This is a genomic window from Lysobacter oryzae DSM 21044 (assembly GCF_059568595.1).
Genome location: NZ_JCANTQ010000009.1, coordinates 450,450 through 468,576 on the forward strand (window position 1 = coordinate 450,450; position 18,127 = coordinate 468,576).

The window sequence follows — 18,127 nt, forward strand, 5'->3', positions numbered from 1 at the left end:
CCGTCGTTCCACCGCAATGCGCAGCGCGCGCGAGGAGCGCTGGCAGGCGGGATCTCGCGCGCGCGGCCGGCGCTAGGCGACCGCGAATTCCAGCCCCGCCGCGGCGTGCAGCCGGCGCCGGGTCATCGGCCCGAAGCGCAGCGCCTCGCACAGGGTCGCCAGCATCTGCGGATCGGGATTGCCGCGTTCGAAGTGGCCCGCTTCCAGCGGCGCATCCAGCGCGATGGTGGTGAGGCGGCGCCACAACAGGGCCTGTTCGCGGTGCTCGCGCAGCTTGGCCGCGACGCCGGCGGCTCCGCGGATGCGCAGGTACGGCACTTCGTCGATCCGCGCCAGCAGTGCGTCCAGCGTTTCGAAGTGCGCCAGCAGTACCGCCGCGGTCTTGGCGCCGACACCGGGCACGCCGGGGATGTTGTCGACGCTGTCGCCGGTGAGGGCGAGGTAATCGGCGACCTGGTGCGCGTGCACGCCCTGGCGCGCCTTGACGCCGCTCGCGCCCCAGCGCTGGTCGCGGGCGTAATCCCACTGCTCGTCGTGCTCGCCCAGCAACTGCGAAAGATCCTTGTCCGCGGAGACGATCACGCTGCGGAAGCCGTGCGCACGCTGCCGCACCAGTGCCGAACCGATCAGGTCGTCGGCCTCGTAGTCGCCGTGCGCCAGCACCGTGAAGCCCAGTGAGATGCACAGCGCCTTGCAATGCGCGAACTGGCGCTTGAGTTCTTCCGGCGCGGCGTCGCGGTTGGCCTTGTAGGCCGGATACAGCGTGTTGCGGAAGCACGAGTCGAGCGCCTCGTCGAAGGCGATGGCGATGTGCTGCGGCCGCGTGCGGTCGAGCAGTTCCAGCAGGAAGCGGGCGAAACCGTGCACGGCGTTGGCCGGCCAGCCGTCCGCGTCGGTGAATTCGTTCGGCATCGAATGCCAGGCCCGGAACACGTACATGCTGGCGTCGACCAGGTACAGGGCGCGCGGGGTGGCTGCGGGCGTGGTCATGGCGTCCACTCGCTCAGCAGCTCGCGCGGATCGGGGCGTTCGCGCTCCGGCGCGTCGAGCTTGGGCGTGCCGATGTGGATGAAGCCGGCGATGCGCTCGTGCGCGGCCAATTCCAGCCAGCGCGCGACTTCCGCGTCGTAGGCGGGCCAGCCCGTCAGCCACTGGGCGCCGAAGCCCGCGGCCTGGGCGGCCTGCAGCAGCGCGAAACAGACGCAGCCCGCGCTGAGCAGGCGCTCCTGCTCGGGGATCTTCTCGTCCGGTCCGAGTTGCGCGACGACCGCGATCACCAGCGGGGCGTGGGCGAAGCGCAGCCGATCCTTTTCGATCGCGGCATCGCCGGCATCGGGATCGCGTTCGCGGCCGCGCGCCGCCAGGCGCTCGCCGAGGGCGAGGCGCGCATCACCGCGAATGGCCAGGAAGCGCCACGGCGTGCGCTTGCCGTGGTCGGGTACGCGCACGGCCGACTGCAGCAACCGCAGCAGGGTGGGCTGGTCGGGCGCCGGGTCGGTGAGTTGTTTGGACGGGACCGAGCGCCGCCGGTCGAGCGGGGCCAGTCGGTCGTCAAGGACGTTATGGGACATGGGTCACAGATCTGGAGACAAGGTCGCAAGCTGACAATTTCGGACACTATGCTGCGGAACACGTCGCAAAGTGCCGTCGGTGTCGCAGCCCGGCGGCGGGGAAAAGGTGGCAACAGTGTCCGATTATCCTCCCATGGCCAAGACCGCACAGGGCGCTTCCGGGCGTGGCGATCCCGCGCGCGTGCTGGAAGAGATCAAGCGCATCGCGGTCGAGCTGTTGGGCGCGGTGCCCAGCGGCCTGTACGCGCCGGTCGAGTTCACCCTGCAGGATTCCTCCGCCCGCGGTGGCGCCGTCCGCCACGTCGAACTGCAGGCGCTGCTGAAACTGCGCCAGCAGGCCGCCGGATTCGTCATGCGTTACCGCCAACAGGTGGCGCAGGGCTTCGACGATTTCCGCTCGCTGCGCATCCGCAACCGCGGCGACCTGCCGCTGTCGCTGGTCGCGGAGAACCAGCTCGCCTTCCACCTGGCCGGCCAGCAATTGGCCGACGCCATCGAGAACCGCTTCGCTCCCGCGCTGGAAACCATGAACGCCCGCCTGGACAAGCTGGCAGAAGCGCTGCAGATGCAGCCGGGCGCCAACCCGATCGGCGCCGGCCGCCTGGCCGGGGCCTTCATCGAAACCTACCGCGACGCGGCCATGCCGCACGACCTGCAGCCGCTGATGTTCCGCGCCTACGAGCAGGAACTCACGCGCGTGCTCGGCGACCTTTACACCCGCGTCAACCAGCTGCTGGCGACCTCCGGCTACGGCGCGCCTGCACAAGGGCCGCGCCCGCTGCCGCCCAAGGACATCCAGGTCGCCCGGCGCGACCAGGAACCCGAACTGGTGCCGGAGATCCGCCGCACCCGGGTGAAGGATCCGGCCATCTCCGCGCAATTCGCGCAGTTGCGCTCCGAACTGCGCGCCTGGCGCCAGCAGCGGCCCGGGCATGCCCAGAACGAAGCCCTGAACGCATTGCCGCGCCGCGAATTGCGCAACGAGGAAGTGCTCGGCGTGGCTTCGCTGCTGCAGACCGAGTCGCCGGACGTCTTCGTGCGCGCGCTCAACGGCCAGGCGGGCCAGCTGGCCCATGCGATCCGCGAGCACCTGGTCGACGGTGCGCGTCGCCTCGGCCACAACCCCGACTACACCCGCATGAGTGCCGACCAGGACGACGCCATCGACCTGGTCGGGATGCTGTTCGAGTCGCTGTTCCAGAGCTACGCGCTGCTGGACCACGCGCGCCGCCTCTACGGCCGGCTGGTGATGCCGTACGTCAAGGTCGCGATGAGCGACGGCGGCGTGTTCGTGCAGCGCGAGCACCCCGCGCGCAGGTTGCTGGATGCGATCACCGAAGCCTGCGAAGGCAATTCGGCGGCGACACCGCAGGACCGCGAACTGATCGAGCGCTGCGCCGCGATCTCCCAGCGCATCGTCGCCGATTACAACGAAGACCTGGCGGTGTTCGAACTCGCGCATTCCGAACTGGAAGGGCTGCTCGAGCAGCACCGCCGCCGCGTCGAATTGCAGGAGGCGCGCGCGGCCAAGGCCACCTTCGGCCGCGAGCGCCTCAACGAGGCGCGCACCCAAGCGGACCAGGTGCTGCACTACCTCTTCAACGAGCCGATGGCGGGTCCGGTGGGCGAATTCCTCGCCGAGCCGTGGCGCCACCACCTGGTGCAGACGCTGCTACGGGATGGCGCGGGTTCGCCCCGGCACGCGGAAACGCTGGCACTCGGCGACGCATTGCTGGATACCGACCGCATGGCGCGTACCGGTACCGACGGCGGCAAGCTGGCCGATCGCCTGCTGTCGCTGCAGGAAGCCATCACCCAGTGCCTGGCCAGTTCGGGGCTGGACGAGGACGCCGCCGTGCAGCGCCTCGCCGATCTCATTCGCGCTTTCGCGCTGCCGGACGTGCCGCGGAGCGTGCCGGCGATGCCGGCTCCGGCGATGGACGAGGAAGCCGCCACCGAGGACGCGTCGTTGTGGCTGGCCGGCGGTACCGACACGGTCCAGCACGATCCCGAAATCGCCGCGCGCATGCGCCGCCTGTTGCCGGGCGAATGGCTGCGCTTGCTCGATCCGGCAGGGCAGGCGGTTGCGGTCAAGGTCGCCTGGATCAGCCCGATGAGCGGCCGCTTCCTGCTGGTGAATCGCCGCGGCCTGCGCGTGCTGGTTGCGTCGGCGGCGGAACTCGCGTCGATGGCGCAGGCCGGGCGCCTCCAGGTAGGCGCGGAGCGCGCACCGACGGATGAAGCCATGCGGCACCTGCGCGATCGCCTCGTGCGCGCCGCCTGACGACCTCCCACATCGCGGCAACACGGAATGGAGCGGCCTGGCCGCTCCATTCTTTTTGGTCGGCTCATGCCGTGGCGGCAGCAGGTGGTGCCCTCGCAGCGCCAGCGGTTAGGATGCCGCTGACTTTCCGGTGCGGAGCGCGGCATGACGGCAGGAGCGGGGCAGGGCATTACCGTCGCGGTGGCGCGCGAGGTTGCGGCGGGCGAACGCCGGGTCGCGGCGACGCCGGAAACGTGCAAGAAACTCGCCGCGCTCGGCGCCACGGTGCGCGTGCAACGCGGCGCCGGCCTGTCCGCCGGCTTCACCGATGACGCGTATGCCGGTGCCGGTGCGCAACTTGCCGATGACGCCGCCGCCACGCTCGCCGACGCGGATCTCGTGCTGTGCGTGCAACCACCGCCGCCGGCCACGCTTTCGCAGCTGAAGCCGGGCTCCGCCCTGGTCGGCATGCTCGCGCCCCAGGCGGATGCGGCACGCGCACAGGCGATCGAAGCGCGCGGCCTGGTGACCTTTCCGCTCGAGCGCCTGCCGCGCACCACGCGCGCGCAGGCGATGGACATCCTGAGTTCGCAGGCGGGCATGGCGGGCTACAAGGCGACGCTGATCGCCGCGCAGCTCGCGCCGCGCTTCTTCCCGATGCTGACCACCGCCGCCGGCACGATCCGGCCATCGAAGGTGCTGATCGTCGGCGCCGGCGTCGCCGGCCTGCAGGCGATCGCGACGGCCAAGCGCCTGGGCGCGCAGGTCGAAGGTTTCGACGTGCGTCCGGAGACGCGCGAGCAGATCGAGTCGCTGGGCGGAAAGTTCCTCGACCTCGGCGTCAGCGCCGCCGGTGAGGGCGGCTACGCGCGCCAGCTCACCGACGAGGAGCGTGCGTTGCAGCAGCAGCGCCTGGCCGAGCACCTCAAGACGGTCGACGTGATCGTGTGCACCGCCGCCGTGCCGGGCCGGCCCGCGCCGAAGATCGTCACCGCGGCCATGGTCGCGGGCATGAAGCCGGGCAGCGTGATCGTGGACCTGGCCGCGGAAACCGGCGGCAACTGCGAGCTCACCCGCCCCGGCGAAACCATCGCCAGCGCCAACGGCGTCACCATCGCCGGCCCACTCGACCTGGCCAGCATGGGCGCCGTGCACGCGAGCGAGATGTACGCGCGCAACCTGCTGAACTTCGTCAGCCTGTTCGTGAAGGACGGCGCGATCGCGTTCGACTGGAACGACGAGCTGCTGGCGAAGACGGTGTGGCCGCGCCGCGAGGAAGCGTCCGCCGCTTAGGCATCGAGCGCGTCGCAACGCGCGACGCCATCGAATCGCTGCCTCGGGGACCCGTGCAGAGCAGGAGGCCAGCAGGACCCCTGCTTACCTAACGCAGCCTTGCTCAGCGCGGCTTCGCCGGATGCGCCTTGAGCCAGGCTTCCCGTTCGGCCGGACTCATCGTCTTCCATTCCGCGCGCAGCTTCTGCCGGTCCTCCGGCGACAGGTTGCGCATCTCGCCGAACAGGGCGCGCGCCTGCGCGCGCTGTTCGGGCGACATGTGGCCCCAGCGCTTCACGCCCCGGTGCATGCGCTGGCGCTGCTCAGGCGTCATGGTCTGCCAGCGCTGCGCGTGTTCCATCATGCGGGCGCGGCCTTCCGGGCTGTCGTTCCAGCGTTCGCGCACGGGCGCGACCAGCATCTCGCGCTCGGCGGCGCTGAGCTGTTCCCACGCCGGATACGCGCGGGCCGGCGTGGCCGCGGCCTTGCCGGCTGGAGCGGTCTGAGCGAAGGCGGGCGCGCCGCAGAGCAGCGCGAGGACAAGGGTGTGGCGAAGCAGTTTCATGGGTTACTCCGTAACGAGATTTTCGGTGTCGTTCGAGGCGAGCCAGAGGTAGAGCTCGGGCGACTCGTCGAGCGTGGCGTAGACGTCGCCGGGCTCGACGTCGCTGTTGCTGGTGAGGGCGGTGGTGGCCGTGGGTGCCGATCCATCCGGCGCGGTGGTTGCGGGATGACGCAGGAACAGGCCGCCGGCGACCAGGGCGATCGCGCAGGTCGCCGCGAGCGGCCACGCATGCACGCGGGATCGCACTGCTGCCGCAGGCGCGGGCCGCTGCGGCCGCAACCGCAGCCGCGTGCGCGGCGAAACGCTAGCGACGGCCTGCGCATGCACATGGCGCAGGCGCTCGTCGAAGCCGTGCGCGCCCGTTTCCCGCGGTGCGTCGTTGTCGTGTCCGCTGTTCATCGGAAGTCCTCCAGGTAGTGCTGCAATGCTTCGCGCGCCCGTGACAGGTGCGTCTTCACCGCGCCCTCGCTGCAACCCATGACGCGCGCGGTGGTGGCGACATCGAGCTCTTCGAAAATGCGCAGGCTGAAGGCCTCGCGCTGGCGCCGGGGCAGGCGGCGCAGGCCGTCGACGATGCGGCCCCAGGCCTGCTGGTCTTCCTGGTGGCGCGACGGATCGCCGCCGGGATCGGCCCAGTCGACGGATTCGTCCGCGTCGGGTTGCGGCGAAAGCCAGCGCAGCCGCAGCAGGCCACGGCGCTGGGTGTCGACGATGCGGCTGCGCAGGATGCTCCAGAACAACGGCGTCCACTCGCTGGCCGGGCGCTCGCGATAGGCGAGCATCCGGGTCATCGCGTCCTGCACGGCGTCGCGCGCATCCTCCCGATGGCGCAAACCGGCCTCGGCGAAGCGGAAGGCGCGCGTGGCGATCCCGGCGAGGAACTCATCCAGGGTCGTCGCCCCGGCCGCGAACACGGCGGGGGCGGCGACGGGCATGTCCACGGCGGAGGTCATGCGTTCCAGCATGCACCGGCCTCAGTGTCTGCGGTCCGAATGTCGATCCCAGCGGCGGTCGAAGCGGTCGCCCCGGCGGTCCCAGCGCGCCTCGGCCAGTTCGCCGCGGCGGTCCAGGCGGGCGTTGATGCGATCGCCCTTGCGCTCGAGCCGATGGGCCTTGTGCTCATGGCCGTTGGCGGCGGCATGTTCGGCGCGGCGATCGAAGCGGTGCTCGATGCGGTCGCCCTTGCGGTCCAGGCGCTGTTCGATGCGTTCGCCCTTGCGGTCCAGGCGCTGGTCGACGCGATCGCCGAAGTCGCCGGCGCTGGCGGCGGCGCTCGCGGCCAGCAGGACCAGACCCAGTGTCATTCCCAGCGGTGCCTTCATGTGCATCTCCTCCGGCAGGCGGGGCGCGGGATGCGCCGGTGGATGTCGGCCTGCATGGGGGAAACGCGTGACCCGGTCGGCGGTTGACACGGCAGCCGTTGCATTCAGGGATCGTTATGATGGGGCGACGCGACCGTGGGGGCACACCGCATGACCGAAGGGCTGGTAGCGCTTTACATCTTCATGCTGGCGGCGATCGCCGGCCACGTGATCATCTCGCGGGTGCCGGTGATCCTGCACACGCCGCTGATGTCGGGGTCGAACTTCATCCACGGCATCGTCCTGATCGGTGCGATGGTGGTCCTCGGCCACGCCGACACCACACTGGAGAAGTCGATCGGCTTCCTCGCCGTGCTGCTGGGCGCCGGCAACGCCGCCGGCGGCTACGTGGTCACCGAGCGCATGCTGGAGATGTTCAAGCCGTCGCAGGCCAGGCGTGATAAGAGCCCGAGCGTCGACGGAGGCAAGGCATGAGCGGCTTCGCCAGCGCGGCGTCGTGGATCGCCGCGGCCAGCTACTTCGTCGCGGCGACGCTGTTCCTGCTTGGCCTGCAACGCATGGCGTCGCCGCTGACCGCGCGCAGCGGCATCCGCTGGGCGGGCATGGGCATGGTGATCGCGACCGTCGCGACCTTCCTGCTCCCCGACCTGCACAACCTCGCGCTGATCGTCACCGCGCTGGTCATCGGCACCGCGCTGGCCTGGGTATCGGGCAAGAAGGTCGCGATCACCGACATGCCGCAGATGGTCGCGCTCTACAACGGCATGGGCGGCGGCTCGGCGGCGGCGATCGGCGCGGTCGAACTGCTGCGCTTCTCGGCGCAGGGCCGTCCACCGTCGCTGGTGACGCTGGTGCTGGGCGTGGTCGGCGCCTTGATCGGCGCGGTGTCGCTGTCCGGTTCGATCATCGCCTGGGCCAAGCTCGACGGGCGCATGGACAAGCGCTACACCTTCCCGGGCCAGCAGCTGTTCAACGCGGCGGTCGCGGTTGCCGCCGTGGTGCTGGGCGGCATCGTGATCCATTCGCTGGGCGTGCCGGCGATCATCACGTTCTTCATCGCGGCGCTCGCGCTGGGCGTGCTGATGACGCTGCCGATCGGCGGCGCGGACATGCCCGTCGTCATTTCGCTCTACAACGCGCTGACCGGCCTGGCCGTGGCGTTCGAAGGCTACGTGCTCGACAACCAGGCGCTGATCATCGCCGGCACCATGGTGGGCGCCGCCGGTACGCTGCTCACCCAGTTGATGGCGAAGGCGATGAACCGGCCGATCCGCGGCGTGCTGTTCTCCAACTTCGGCGGCGGCGGGCAGATGCAGGAGATCGGCGGTTCGCAGAAGCCCATCGAGGCCGGCGACGTGGCCGCGATGATGGCCTTCGCCGAACGCGTGGTCATCGTGCCCGGCTACGGCCTCGCCGTCGCGCAGGCGCAGCACAAGGTGTGGGAGCTGGCGCAGAAGCTGATGGATCGCGGGGTCAAGGTGAAGTTCGCCATCCATCCCGTCGCCGGGCGCATGCCGGGGCACATGAACGTGCTGCTGGCCGAGGCCGGCGTGCCCTACGACCTGATCGCCGACATGGACGACATCAATCCCGAGTTCGCCAACACCGACGTGTCGCTGGTGATCGGCGCCAACGACGTGGTCAACCCGGTCGCGAAGACCGATCCGGCCTCGCCGATCTACGGCATGCCGATCCTCGACGTGGTGAACTCGAAGAACACCATCGTGATCAAGCGCGGCAAGGGCACGGGTTTCGCCGGCATCGAGAATGCGCTGTTCTACGCCGACAACACGCGCATGCTGTTCGGCGATGGCGCGAGCATGGTGGCGGCGCTGGTGAGCGAACTGAAGGCGCTGGAAGGCGGGCACTGACGCAACGGGACGAGGCTAGGCCATGAAAGCCGACGCGTTGCGCACCCTGAGGCTGGTGACGGCGACCACGCTGTTGTCCGTGTGGGGTTACTCGCACCTGGCACAGACACCCTGGCTTGGTGACACGGTCGGCCCGCTGGTCCTCGCGCTGGTGGTCGCGCCGGGCGTCAGCTGGCGCAGCGCGCGCACGGCGCGCTTCCTGCTTGTCGCGCTGGTGGCCTTCCTCGCGCTGACCGCCGTCCTGTACTGGCAGGGTTCGAGCGGAACCTTGCAGGCGTTCACCCACGATCCGTGGTTCGTCGTCCCGGTGTGGCTGCTGGCATTGTTCGGGCTGGTACGCAACGCGATCAGCGCCGAGCGGTCAGCGGCCTTGGCGCGGGCCGCATCCGCGGCCGCGCATGCGCCGGACGCGGGCTGACCGCGGATCCGCCTGCGGCCAGGTGCCGCGCCTGCGTGGTGGTCAGGCCATAAGCGCTCTTGAACGCGCGGCAGAACGCGCTCTGGCTTTCGAAGCCGAGCCGCAGGGTGATTTCGCAGACCGGCAGGGTGCTGTCGTGCACCAGCGACCACGCGCGTGCCAGGCGCACGCGCGCCACGTGCTCGCTGGGCGTTTCGCCAAACAGCTCGCGGTACAAGCGGATCAGGTGCCAGGGCGAGTAGTTCGCGCTGCCCGCCAGCCGGGCGAGGTCGAGGTGGCCGTCGCCGCGGCGCTCGATGAGTTGCCGCACGCGCAACAGCCGCTGCAGGGTCAGGAGGCGGCGATGCGGCGTGCGGCCGCTGCAGCGGTCGGCGAGTGCGCGCATGTCGTGCTGACCGTCCAGCAGGGAACGCAGCAACGGCGCGAAGGCGTCGCCGGCCCGGTCGCGTTTAGTGCGCGCCACCCGGGCGAGATGCACCATCTGCCGGCGCAGCAGGCGCGGACAAGGTCGCTGCTCGACCAGGAGCGCGCTGCAGGCGCGTTCGGGCACGCAGGTGGCCAGCGCATGGCGCCAGGCGATTGCGGAACCGGCCACGACCAGGACGGCCGACGTGCGTTCGATGCAAGCCTGGAGCGGACCTTCCTGCGCCACCAGCAAGTCCTGCCGCAACGGCCAGGCGCCGCACGGCGAATGCAGTTGGATGTTGCCGCGCAGGCCGATCCACACCGATTGCCAGGCCGGGGGCAGGTTCAACTGCGCACCACGGTGCGACACGACGGCCAGATGCAGGCGGTCACCGGGCCCGGCCGCGTCGACCCGCGCCAGGTCGAGGCGTTCGCCCATGCGCAAGCAATGGAATTCCAGCATCGATCCTGCTCCCGGATGCGCGCGATCGCGCTCGGAATCAGGCTAGGGCCGGGACGGCGTGCGGGGCAGCGCCAGTCGCGCGCGCTCCGATGGAGCCATTCCGGCGCCGGTTACCGGATCGCGTGCGCCTTGCGCGCGAACCAGACGCAGATCACGCCGAACAGCAGGTGCATCAGGAAATTGCACACCACGGCCAGCATGATCGGCTTGGACGAAGGTTCCGCGCGCGACAGCGGCACGACCACGTACGTCATCACCACCCACAGCACGAAACCGTAGGGGATCCCGTACAGCACCGGCCGCCGCAGGAGGAAGCGATAGCGGCCGCCCACCAGGTAGTACGTGAGCACCATCATGGTGGCGATGAAGTAGTGGAAGCCGGCGCCCACCAGGGCCGTGGCGACGCCGCCCTGGAACGACGCCTGGCCCAGTGCGCCCGAGGCGATGTACTGCAGCACCCGCATCGGGGGGACGTGGCGCAGCCATGCCCAGAACGAGCAGGCATAGATCAGGTCAAGGGTCGCGAGCGTGATCCCGCCGGCGATCACCATGCGGAGCGCAGGGCGGTGGGCGGGGCGCGCCGGCAGGGAGTCGATCGTGGACATCGCTGGCCTCACTTGAACGAAGGGATCCGCGCGCGCGGCGACCGGAGCGAGTCTGCCGCACGCGACGGGGATGATGATGCTGGCAGCGACGTCGGCCGGATAGATCATTGTTGGCCGCGGCGCTGCGATCCGGTGCAGGGAGGTCGTGGGCTCGCGGACGGTCTCCGCGGCGTTTCAGGGCAGGCAGAGTTCGCCGCTGAGCTGGGTCGTGACCACGCCGGCAACGCGACGCCCGCTGACGAAGAAATGTCCGGTCGCGCCTTCGAAGTCGCCGCTGCCGCCGACGACCTGCTGGTAGGCGGTCACCGCGCCGCTGCCCGGCTGTCCGCTCGTGCCATTGGAGACGCCGGTCTCGCGCATGGTCAGCGTGCCGGTGCCGGTGCGGTATTCGAACGGGCCGCTGTAGATGATGAAACCGGGCGACGTGGCCGGGCTGGTCGGCACGAAGCTGTCGGCGGCGAAATGGGTGGTGCCGCGCAGTCCATGGTCGCCATCCACGACGCCGAGGAAGCACGCGCCCAGGCCGGCATTGCAGCCGGTGGTCGAACGGACTTCCTCCAGGCCGGCATGGACGGCCTTGCATTCGGTGGCATGCAGCGGTGCGCTGGCGAGCAGCAGGCAGGACAGCAGCAGGGCGGTCTTCATCGCGTTCTCCTTGGAGGTGGGTCGCCGCGGGACGTGCCGGACCGGGCCATGCTGTTGCCGCGGCGCTGCGCGGGCGAGCGCCGCTTCCGCCGGAACGGATGGAGCCAATGGCCGCGTGCGATGCCTTCAATCCGCCTGCAGCGCGCGTCGCCCGAACAGCGCGGCAATGGTGCCGAACACCGCGAACATGGGTAGGTTGGCGAGCATCCAAGCCAGGTTGGTGTGTACCGGCGGCGGCGCCGCGGAGAGGGGCACCACCACGGTGTTCATCAGCACGTACAGCAGCATTCCGTAGGCGATGCCATAGCGGTGCGGATGCCTCCGCAGCAGCCGCAGGCGACGGGCCGCGAGCGCGTACGCCAGCACCTGGCAGCAACCGATGAACCACTGCAGGCCGGCGCCCAGCAGCGCGGTGGCGAGTCCGCCGTGGAAGCTGGCGCGGCCCAGCGCACCGGCGGCGATGCCCTGCAACAGGCGCGCCGGGCTCTCGCCCTGCGGCGACCAGAACAGCACGCAACAGACCAGATCGGTCGCGGCGATGGCGAGGCCGCCGGCGACGACGAGCCACCACGCCATCGGCTGCGCGTGCTTCAGGTCGTGCGCGGAAAGGCAGGACGCATTGGCATTCATTGGCTTCTCCTTGGCGGACCGCACGGCGGCCAGTTTCCAGCTTGACGGCTGCAATGCTGGGCCCGGACAGTGGCGCGGACGAGCGCCAATCCGGTCCACCCCGATGGAGCCAATTCCCGTGCGATGGTCCTGCCACGCGTCGACCGGCGGAGCCCGCCGTGTTCCTTGAACTCGACGGCCGCGGTTCGCGCCAGGCGCAACTGACCCGCGCGCTCAAGGAGGCGATCCTGGGCGGGCGCCTTCGCAGCGGCGACCGGCTGCCCGCCACGCGCGCGCTGGCATCCGACCTGGGGTTGTCGCGCAACACCGTGCTGGCCAGTTACGAGGAACTCGCCGCCGAAGGGTTTCTGCTCGGCAAGGTCGGGTCGGGCAGTTACGTCGCGCCGATCGACACGCACCCGCCGGCTAGGCCGGCGACGCCGGCCGTGGCGCGCCTGTCGGCCTACGCGCAACGCGCGCTCGGTACCGTGCAGCGCGCCAATCCGGGCGCCAACCACCAGGACCTGCCGTACAACCTGCAGTACGGCCAGCCGATGACCAATCCCGCGCTCACCACCGCATGGCGCCGCGAGCTGGCCAGAGCGGCGGCCTACACCCTGCCGAAGTACCCCGAATCGCAGGGGCGGCTGGACCTGCGCACCGCCGTGTGCGACTACCTGGCCCGCCGCCGCGGCGTGCAGGCCGATCCCGACGACGTGCTCATCGTTTCGGGCACGCAGGAAGCCGTCTCGCTGAGCGCGCAGGTGCTGCTGGATGCGGGCGACCGCGTGGTGCTCGAAGACCCGCACTACACCGCGCTGTGGCGGATCTTCACCGCCCACGGCGCGCACATCGACCGGGTGCCGGTCGATGACGATGGCATCGACTGCGACCAGTTGCCCGCGCAGCCGCCGCGCCTGGTGTGCGTGACCCCATCGCACCAGTTCCCGCTCGGCAGCGTGCTCTCGCTGCCGCGGCGGCTGGCGCTGCTGCGCTACGCGCAGGCCAACGACGCCTGGATCCTCGAAGACGACTACGACGGCGAATTCCGCTACGGCGGTGCGCCGCTGGCGGCGCTGCGCTCGCTCGATGCGCACGATCGCACGCTCTACATCGGCACGTTTTCCAAGACCTTGTTTCCGGCGTTGCGCATGGGCTACATGGTGTTGCCCAAGGCGCTGCGCGAACCGTTCCGCATCGCCAAGCAGATTGCGACGTTCGGTTGTCCCGCCATCGAGCAGCGCGCGCTCGCGCAGTTCATCGAGGGCCGCGGCTTCGACCGCCACCTGCGCCGCGCGGCGCAGACGCTGCGTGCGCGCCGTGCCGCGCTGATGCAGGGCCTGCGCCAACACGCCGGCGACGCCATCGAGGTCCGCGACTCGCAGGCCGGCATGCACCTGGTCGCATGGCTGCGCGACTTCGACGAGCCACGGCTGCAGCGGCTGATCGCCGCGGCGCGCTCGCGCGGCGTCGGGCTGCACACGATCAACCAGTGCTACCTGCACCCGCCGGCGCGGATGGGCCTGCTCATCGGCTATGCCGGACTGGCGCCCAAGGAAATCAGCGCGGCGATGGTCCGCTTCGGCGCGGCACTGCGCGAGGCCGGCCCGCGCTGAAGACGAAGCGGCTCTTGTGTTCATGCCGCGCCCACGGCCGTGGAGCCCAACGGCGGCGTTCGTCGGTCACCAGCGGCAGGTCTCCAGCCGCGCCGGAATAACGGGCCCTAGCGCGAAGCGAGCGCGGCCAGCAGCAGGGCCGCGCCGATCATCAAAAGGTCGAACGGCCCGTTGGCCAGCTTGGCCAGCAACCATGCGTGGTTGACGCCCAGCCGCAGCGCGGAGTCGAGCGGATCGAAGCCCATGACCTCGCCCATGTGCACCGCGATGATTCCCCAGTTGGCCAGGACCACGACAAGCACGGTGGCGCCGACGCCGACCAGCGCGCGCCGCAGACCGCCCGGCCATCCGGAGAGCCGCAGGATCCAGGCGACGTCGAGCGCACCAAGCAGCGCCATCCAGCCGCACTGCGTGCCGTTCGACCACGCCAGCACCACCCAGATCGCGGCAAAGCCCGCGCAGGCGCCGAGCAGCAGCAGCAGCCGATACGGCCACGTCAGCCAGCGGGCGGAAGCGGAAGGCGCGGGGGAGGGGGAGGCGGCAGGCATGAAGGGCGCAAGGATAGCCGCTGGCCGCGGCCGGTTGCGTAGGCCGATGGTTGACCGCCGCCGGCGGAACGAAGCATCGTGCCCCCGGTGCGCGGAATCGGGGCACGTCGGCGCCGCAACCCGTAGAATTCACTGTCTGATGCCGCCGCGGCGGCGCCCCGATCTTCCGGAAATGTATTCCCGCAGCAGCGAACCCGTGCGCTTCGAGCGCGATTGCGCCGCCGTCCTCGTTCCCCAGGGCGAAAAGGTCACGCTGCCCGCGGGCAGCGTGGGCTACATCACCCAGGCCCTGGGCGGCAGTTGGACCGTGTTCGTGGAGGGCAATCTGTTCCGCATCGCCGGCCCGGATGCCGACGCGATCGGCAAGGAACCGCCGGAGCCGCTGGAACTGCCGGCCGACGCCGACGACGACGCGGTCGAACAGCTGGTATGGCGCCAGCTGCGCACCTGCTTCGATCCGGAGATTCCGATCAACGTGGTCGATCTCGGCCTCGTGTACGAAGCCACGGTCAAGCCGCACCCCGACAAGCCCGGCCAGCGCATGGTGGAAATCCGCATGACGCTGACCGCGCCGGCCTGCGGCATGGGCGACATCCTGGTCGCCGACGTGCGCGACAAGCTCGAGATGATCCCGACCGTCGCCGAAGCGGACGTCGAGCTGGTGTTCGACCCGCCGTGGACCCGCAACATGATGTCGGAAGTGGCGCGGCTGGAAACCGGCATGCTGTAACGCGGGCGCGCCGCCCGCGGCGCGCCGCCCCTTTCGCCGCTAGCGGATGTCGCGCTGCGCCAGCACCCGCGTATCCACCTTCGCCGGCACCGTCAGCCAGTCCAGCGTCGCGCCGCGCAAGCCGGTGCGCGCGACCATGCTGGCGCGGCAGCGCTCGTTGCACTCGCCGATGCTCACGCCGGCGGGCAACAGGCTCTGCAGTTCCATCTGCGCGACCACGTCGCCATGGCGCTGTGCCTCCGCATGGGCTGCGGCAATGGTCGCGAGCGCCTGCTTGCCATCGCCGCGCTTCATCGCGGCGACCGCGCTGACCACGTCCAGGCGGTAACGCACGGTCCACAGGCGGGATCCGCGCAGCTGCCGCGCGATGCCCAGGTGCTGCTCCGCGGACTTCCAGTCGCCGCGCATCGCCGCGGTTTCGGCCAGGCCGGCTTCGGCCATCGCCCGGATCCACTCGTACCCGGTCCGCACCGCCATGGGCAGCACACGCTGGGTCATCTTTTCGGCGTTGACCGCATCGCCCGCGCGGATCAGCTGGGTCGCGATCCATAGCTCGTTGAGCCAGCGGTCGGGGCCGTCCTCCTGCGCCTCCACCTGCTTGCGCGCGTCGAGCAGGCTCTTGACGCCGCTGCTGCGATCGCCGGCAAGGATGTCCACGGCGGCATTGCCGATCAGCGCCTGAAGCCGCGTAGACGGCTGTTGCAGGGCATCGCATGCCTTCCACGCGGAACGCGCGCGGTTCATGTCGCCGCGCGCCAGGCTGAGGTCCGCACGCATGCAGGCAAGGCGCGACGAGGCGGTCGACTGCGCCTCGGCGGGATTGACCTTGCGATCGCGGGCTTCGGCGGCGGTGAGGATGCCTTCGGCGCCCGCGTAATCGCCCCGATTGGCGGTGAGGATCGCGTCGAACTGCGCCACCACGATGGCGCCGTCGCCCTGCAGTCCAGCCTTGCGCAGGCTGGCCAGGCGGCGCTCCGCGTCTTCGTAGCGGCCGCGCATGAAGTCTTCGTTGAGCAGGTACAGCTCGAGCACGTGCTGTTCGAACACGTCGCCCGCAGCGAGCGCGGTGGCGAGCGCCTGCTCCAGGCGCGCGCGGTATGTCGTCAGGTCGCCCTGGCTGTAATGGCGGAACGCGTCCAGGCGCAGCATGTCGACTTCGAGGCGGCGGTAGCCGCGCTCGCGCGCCTGCACCAGCAGCGCGTCAAGGTCGGCCTCGTTCTTGTGCTCGGGCTTGCTGCTCTCGGCGAGGAAGCGGGCATAGAGCGCGGCCATTTCGTCGCCGGCGATCGTGAACTGCCGCGCCGCTTCCTCGTAGCGGGCGACGTCGGCCTTTTCCTCGTACTGGTAGCTGTCGGCCTGTGCGATCAGCAGCAGCGCCTCGCCGCTTTCCTGCTCCCAGCCCTTGCCGGCCTCGCGCGCGATGTGCTCGGCGACCTGCGCCTGCTTGCGGGCCTGCACCGCGTCGCCCAGCGACAGGTACGCGGAGGACAGGTTCAGGCGCTGGCGCAACTGGGTGCCGACGGAGGTGCGGTTCCAGTGCGGCTGGTTGAGCAGCGGAATCGCTTCCTCCGGCCGCGCCGCGTTGACCAGCATGTTGGCCTGGTCGAGCGCATACACGCTCTTTTCCGGATGCTGCGCGGCAAGCTCGCCGTAGGCCTTGGCGGCTTCGGCGGCCTTCTGCGGATCGCGCGAGAGCAGCTCCGCGTGCAACACGTCGGCGACGTCGTCCGGCACCGGCTTGAGCAGGGCGATGGCCGCTTCGGTCTGTTCGATGGCCGGCACGGCGCGCGACAACCTCGTGAGCACGTAGCCGTACTGGAAGCGCGCCAGCCCGAACCGGGGGGCGCGCGTGGTCACGTCCTGCAGGATGCGCACGCTGTTGACCCAGTCGCGCCGTTCCAGCGCTTCGACACCCTGGGCATAGAGCCGCGCCGTCGGGGTATCCACGCTGAGGGCCGGCCAGCGTGCATCGGCGCGCGACGGAACCAGCCTCGCCAGCAGTTCCTTGGACAATTCGTCCGCCATGGCCGGCAGCCGCTCGCGCGGACCTTGCTTCTCGATGCGCTGCTCGCGGCCGGCGTCGTCGAAGCGGGCGCGCAGGAACACCTGGCCCGGGTTGGCGGAGTCGGTGCCGGAGCTGAGGAACACGATCCGCGGCGAGCGGCCCTCCGAATCCGCGGCGAGATGCGCCTCGGTCAGCAGGGTCACTTCCGGCAGGCTGTCGAGCTTCCAGCCTAGCCAGGCATGGAGCAGGGTGACCGGCCAGCGCGAATCTTCCGGCGCGGCCTTGTCCTCCACGTCGATCAGGGCGATGGCCAGGCCCTCGACGCGCGCGCTGTCGGCGCGGTTATCGCGGCCACGCAACCACCAGGTCGCGCTTCCCAGCACCAGCAGGACAAGCGCGGCCCCGATGGCCCAGCGCCACCAGCGGCCCGGTTGACGCACGGGCGCCGCTACGCCCGCCGAAGCCGATTCAGGCGCGGCCGGTTCGGGCCGGGACGACTCCTTATCTATTGCTTCGACCGCGAGGGCAGGTCCCACCGGTGTGGCACCGGTTGCCGGGAGGTCGGGTACCGGCTCGATCGGCCCCGGCGGTTCGAAGACATAGCCGCTCTTGGCGACGGTCCGGATCCAGTGCTTGCGCGATTCACCCAGCGCCTTGCGCAGCATCCAGACGCTCTGGGACAGGTTCGCGTCCTCGACGATGACGCCGGGCCACACCCGCGCGAACAGCTCGGCCCGGGTGTGCAGCACCTGCGGTTGGGCGAGGAACACCAGCAGCAGGTCGAACATGCGCTGCGGCAGTTCGGCTTCCTGATCGGGGCGGATCACCCGCCGGTAGCGCAGGTCGACCTGGACGTCATGCACCTGGAGGCGCCGCGTCCCGACGGGCCATGGGTGCTGCATGGGATCACTCAAGACGTCGATTCTCAACCCGCCGGAGGGCGAATCCTACCGTTGCACCGCGCGCACGCTTGTTGCGTCGCAGCACGATTCCCGCCAAACGCTGCAAATCCTGTGGACGCTTTGTGATGACCGCAAAGGCGATCAGGCCGCGTTTGAGCATCCTTTTGTTACAGAGTCGTTAAAGACGGGCTTCGGAAGCCTCGCACGGGTCGATTTGAGATTTTTTTGAGCCGAACTACAAGGCTTCAAAGCGCTGCCAGCCCCTCTTATCGGTCCGTGTCGAACGGAGGCCCACCGATCGGCAACCCCCGCCCCCG

Annotated in this window: 20 protein-coding genes; 8 read left to right on the forward strand and 12 right to left on the reverse strand. The window is 70.1% G+C overall.

Going from position 1 to position 18,127, the window contains the following annotated elements; all coding sequences use genetic code 11:
* Nucleotides 1–72: 72 nt before the first annotated feature.
* Together BP05_RS05840 and BP05_RS05845 are read right to left on the reverse strand one after the other, a co-directional pair.
* Complete coding sequence (locus BP05_RS05840) at nt 73–990, reverse strand: 5'-3' exonuclease (RefSeq protein WP_496361411.1); 918 nt, start codon at nt 988–990, stop codon at nt 73–75.
* Nucleotides 987–1,571, reverse strand: coding sequence for a nitroreductase family protein (locus BP05_RS05845; RefSeq protein ID WP_496361413.1), 585 nt, complete (start codon nt 1,569–1,571; stop codon nt 987–989). The genes BP05_RS05840 and BP05_RS05845 overlap by 4 nt, the downstream gene beginning before the upstream one ends.
* Before the next feature lie 133 nt (nt 1,572–1,704).
* Here BP05_RS05845 and BP05_RS05850 point away from each other — a divergent pair, with 133 nt between their 5' ends.
* Nucleotides 1,705–3,855, forward strand: coding sequence for a DUF1631 family protein (locus BP05_RS05850; RefSeq protein ID WP_496361415.1), 2,151 nt, complete (start codon nt 1,705–1,707; stop codon nt 3,853–3,855).
* A 144-nt stretch (nt 3,856–3,999) separates the two neighbouring features.
* Nucleotides 4,000–5,127, forward strand: a complete 1,128-nt coding sequence (locus tag BP05_RS05855; protein ID WP_496361417.1) for an NAD(P) transhydrogenase subunit alpha — start codon at nt 4,000–4,002, stop codon at nt 5,125–5,127.
* A gap of 103 nt (nt 5,128–5,230) precedes the next feature.
* Here the strand turns inward: BP05_RS05855 and BP05_RS05860 are convergent, their stop codons facing one another.
* From BP05_RS05860 to BP05_RS05875, 4 genes are read right to left on the reverse strand one after another with little or no spacing between them, the layout of a single operon-like run.
* A complete protein-coding gene (locus BP05_RS05860) occupies nt 5,231–5,671 on the reverse strand; it encodes a DUF3106 domain-containing protein (protein WP_496361419.1) in 441 nt (146 codons plus the stop codon).
* 3 nt (nt 5,672–5,674) lie between these two features.
* Nucleotides 5,675–6,070 (reverse strand): hypothetical protein, encoded by a 396-nt coding sequence (locus BP05_RS05865; RefSeq protein WP_496361421.1) that lies wholly within the window; start codon nt 6,068–6,070, stop codon nt 5,675–5,677.
* Nucleotides 6,067–6,636, reverse strand: a complete 570-nt coding sequence (locus BP05_RS05870) for an RNA polymerase sigma factor (protein ID WP_496361423.1) — start codon at nt 6,634–6,636, stop codon at nt 6,067–6,069. Before BP05_RS05870 ends, BP05_RS05865 begins: the two co-directional genes overlap by 4 nt.
* Before the next feature lie 9 nt (nt 6,637–6,645).
* Nucleotides 6,646–6,993: a hypothetical protein gene (locus BP05_RS05875; protein ID WP_496361425.1), complete on the reverse strand. Its 348-nt coding sequence runs from the start codon at nt 6,991–6,993 to the stop codon at nt 6,646–6,648.
* Nucleotides 6,994–7,143: 150 nt separating this feature from the next.
* On the opposite strand from BP05_RS05875, the gene BP05_RS05880 reads away from it, so the two are divergent.
* Genes BP05_RS05880 through BP05_RS05890 form a run of 3 tightly spaced genes read left to right on the forward strand, consistent with a single transcriptional unit; the run spans nt 7,144 to nt 9,282 of the window.
* On the forward strand, nt 7,144–7,467 hold the full coding sequence (locus BP05_RS05880; protein ID WP_496361427.1) for an NAD(P) transhydrogenase subunit alpha part 2: 324 nt from the start codon (nt 7,144–7,146) through the stop codon (nt 7,465–7,467).
* Nucleotides 7,464–8,864: an NAD(P)(+) transhydrogenase (Re/Si-specific) subunit beta gene (locus BP05_RS05885; RefSeq protein WP_496361429.1), complete on the forward strand. Its 1,401-nt coding sequence runs from the start codon at nt 7,464–7,466 to the stop codon at nt 8,862–8,864. The genes BP05_RS05880 and BP05_RS05885 overlap by 4 nt, the downstream gene beginning before the upstream one ends.
* A gap of 22 nt (nt 8,865–8,886) precedes the next feature.
* Nucleotides 8,887–9,282 (forward strand): hypothetical protein, encoded by a 396-nt coding sequence (locus tag BP05_RS05890; protein ID WP_496361431.1) that lies wholly within the window; start codon nt 8,887–8,889, stop codon nt 9,280–9,282.
* On the opposite strand, the gene BP05_RS05895 is transcribed toward BP05_RS05890, so the two are convergent.
* The 4 genes from BP05_RS05895 to BP05_RS05910 form a co-directional block, all read right to left on the reverse strand.
* Nucleotides 9,212–10,150, reverse strand: coding sequence for a helix-turn-helix transcriptional regulator (locus BP05_RS05895; RefSeq protein ID WP_496361433.1), 939 nt, complete (start codon nt 10,148–10,150; stop codon nt 9,212–9,214). The two genes, BP05_RS05890 and BP05_RS05895, sit on opposite strands and share 71 nt — an antisense overlap.
* Nucleotides 10,151–10,260: 110 nt before the next feature.
* Nucleotides 10,261–10,755: a hypothetical protein gene (locus BP05_RS05900; protein ID WP_496361435.1), complete on the reverse strand. Its 495-nt coding sequence runs from the start codon at nt 10,753–10,755 to the stop codon at nt 10,261–10,263.
* 174 nt (nt 10,756–10,929) lie between these two features.
* The gene (locus BP05_RS05905) at nt 10,930–11,400 is read right to left on the reverse strand and encodes a hypothetical protein (protein ID WP_496361437.1); all 471 of its coding nucleotides are present in this window, start codon (nt 11,398–11,400) and stop codon (nt 10,930–10,932) included.
* Nucleotides 11,401–11,526: 126 nt separating this feature from the next.
* Complete coding sequence (locus BP05_RS05910) at nt 11,527–12,030, reverse strand: hypothetical protein (protein ID WP_496361438.1); 504 nt, start codon at nt 12,028–12,030, stop codon at nt 11,527–11,529.
* Between the two features lie 158 nt (nt 12,031–12,188).
* On the opposite strand from BP05_RS05910, the gene pdxR reads away from it, so the two are divergent.
* Entirely contained in the window at nt 12,189–13,625 is a 1,437-nt protein-coding gene (gene pdxR, locus BP05_RS05915) for a MocR-like pyridoxine biosynthesis transcription factor PdxR (RefSeq protein ID WP_496361440.1), read from the forward strand.
* Nucleotides 13,626–13,732: 107 nt separating this feature from the next.
* On the opposite strand, the gene BP05_RS05920 is transcribed toward pdxR, so the two are convergent.
* Nucleotides 13,733–14,173: a hypothetical protein gene (locus BP05_RS05920; RefSeq protein WP_496361442.1), complete on the reverse strand. Its 441-nt coding sequence runs from the start codon at nt 14,171–14,173 to the stop codon at nt 13,733–13,735.
* A 172-nt stretch (nt 14,174–14,345) separates the two neighbouring features.
* Here BP05_RS05920 and sufT point away from each other — a divergent pair, with 172 nt between their 5' ends.
* Nucleotides 14,346–14,903: a putative Fe-S cluster assembly protein SufT gene (gene sufT, locus BP05_RS05925; protein WP_496361444.1), complete on the forward strand. Its 558-nt coding sequence runs from the start codon at nt 14,346–14,348 to the stop codon at nt 14,901–14,903.
* 39 nt (nt 14,904–14,942) lie between these two features.
* Here sufT and BP05_RS05930 read toward each other — a convergent pair whose 3' ends face one another.
* Nucleotides 14,943–17,810, reverse strand: a complete 2,868-nt coding sequence (locus tag BP05_RS05930) for a winged helix-turn-helix domain-containing protein (protein WP_496361446.1) — start codon at nt 17,808–17,810, stop codon at nt 14,943–14,945.
* On the opposite strand from BP05_RS05930, the gene BP05_RS05935 reads away from it, so the two are divergent.
* Entirely contained in the window at nt 17,809–18,039 is a 231-nt protein-coding gene (locus BP05_RS05935; protein WP_496361448.1) for a hypothetical protein, read from the forward strand. The genes BP05_RS05930 and BP05_RS05935 overlap by 2 nt on opposite strands.
* Nucleotides 18,040–18,127 lie beyond the last annotated feature (88 nt).

Bases quoted from the DNA above. Each gene is read 5' to 3' on its own strand.
- BP05_RS05880 (WP_496361427.1), top strand. From the start codon at position 7,144: ATGACCGAAGGGCTGGTAGCGCTTTACATCTTCATGCTGGCGGCGATC.
- BP05_RS05845 (WP_496361413.1), bottom strand. From the start codon at position 1,571: ATGTCCCATAACGTCCTTGACGACCGACTGGCCCCGCTCGACCGGCGG.
- BP05_RS05935 (WP_496361448.1), top strand. From the start codon at position 17,809: ATGGGATCACTCAAGACGTCGATTCTCAACCCGCCGGAGGGCGAATCC.
- BP05_RS05920 (WP_496361442.1), bottom strand. From the start codon at position 14,173: ATGCCTGCCGCCTCCCCCTCCCCCGCGCCTTCCGCTTCCGCCCGCTGG.
- BP05_RS05900 (WP_496361435.1), bottom strand. From the start codon at position 10,755: ATGTCCACGATCGACTCCCTGCCGGCGCGCCCCGCCCACCGCCCTGCG.
- BP05_RS05875 (WP_496361425.1), bottom strand. From the start codon at position 6,993: ATGAAGGCACCGCTGGGAATGACACTGGGTCTGGTCCTGCTGGCCGCG.
- BP05_RS05905 (WP_496361437.1), bottom strand. From the start codon at position 11,400: ATGAAGACCGCCCTGCTGCTGTCCTGCCTGCTGCTCGCCAGCGCACCG.
- BP05_RS05865 (WP_496361421.1), bottom strand. From the start codon at position 6,070: ATGAACAGCGGACACGACAACGACGCACCGCGGGAAACGGGCGCGCAC.
- BP05_RS05870 (WP_496361423.1), bottom strand. From the start codon at position 6,636: ATGCTGGAACGCATGACCTCCGCCGTGGACATGCCCGTCGCCGCCCCC.
- BP05_RS05890 (WP_496361431.1), top strand. From the start codon at position 8,887: ATGAAAGCCGACGCGTTGCGCACCCTGAGGCTGGTGACGGCGACCACG.
- BP05_RS05840 (WP_496361411.1), bottom strand. From the start codon at position 990: ATGACCACGCCCGCAGCCACCCCGCGCGCCCTGTACCTGGTCGACGCC.
- BP05_RS05855 (WP_496361417.1), top strand. From the start codon at position 4,000: ATGACGGCAGGAGCGGGGCAGGGCATTACCGTCGCGGTGGCGCGCGAG.
- BP05_RS05885 (WP_496361429.1), top strand. From the start codon at position 7,464: ATGAGCGGCTTCGCCAGCGCGGCGTCGTGGATCGCCGCGGCCAGCTAC.
- BP05_RS05930 (WP_496361446.1), bottom strand. From the start codon at position 17,810: ATGCAGCACCCATGGCCCGTCGGGACGCGGCGCCTCCAGGTGCATGAC.
- BP05_RS05910 (WP_496361438.1), bottom strand. From the start codon at position 12,030: ATGAATGCCAATGCGTCCTGCCTTTCCGCGCACGACCTGAAGCACGCG.
- BP05_RS05895 (WP_496361433.1), bottom strand. From the start codon at position 10,150: ATGCTGGAATTCCATTGCTTGCGCATGGGCGAACGCCTCGACCTGGCG.
- BP05_RS05860 (WP_496361419.1), bottom strand. From the start codon at position 5,671: ATGAAACTGCTTCGCCACACCCTTGTCCTCGCGCTGCTCTGCGGCGCG.
- BP05_RS05850 (WP_496361415.1), top strand. From the start codon at position 1,705: ATGGCCAAGACCGCACAGGGCGCTTCCGGGCGTGGCGATCCCGCGCGC.
- sufT (WP_496361444.1), top strand. From the start codon at position 14,346: ATGTATTCCCGCAGCAGCGAACCCGTGCGCTTCGAGCGCGATTGCGCC.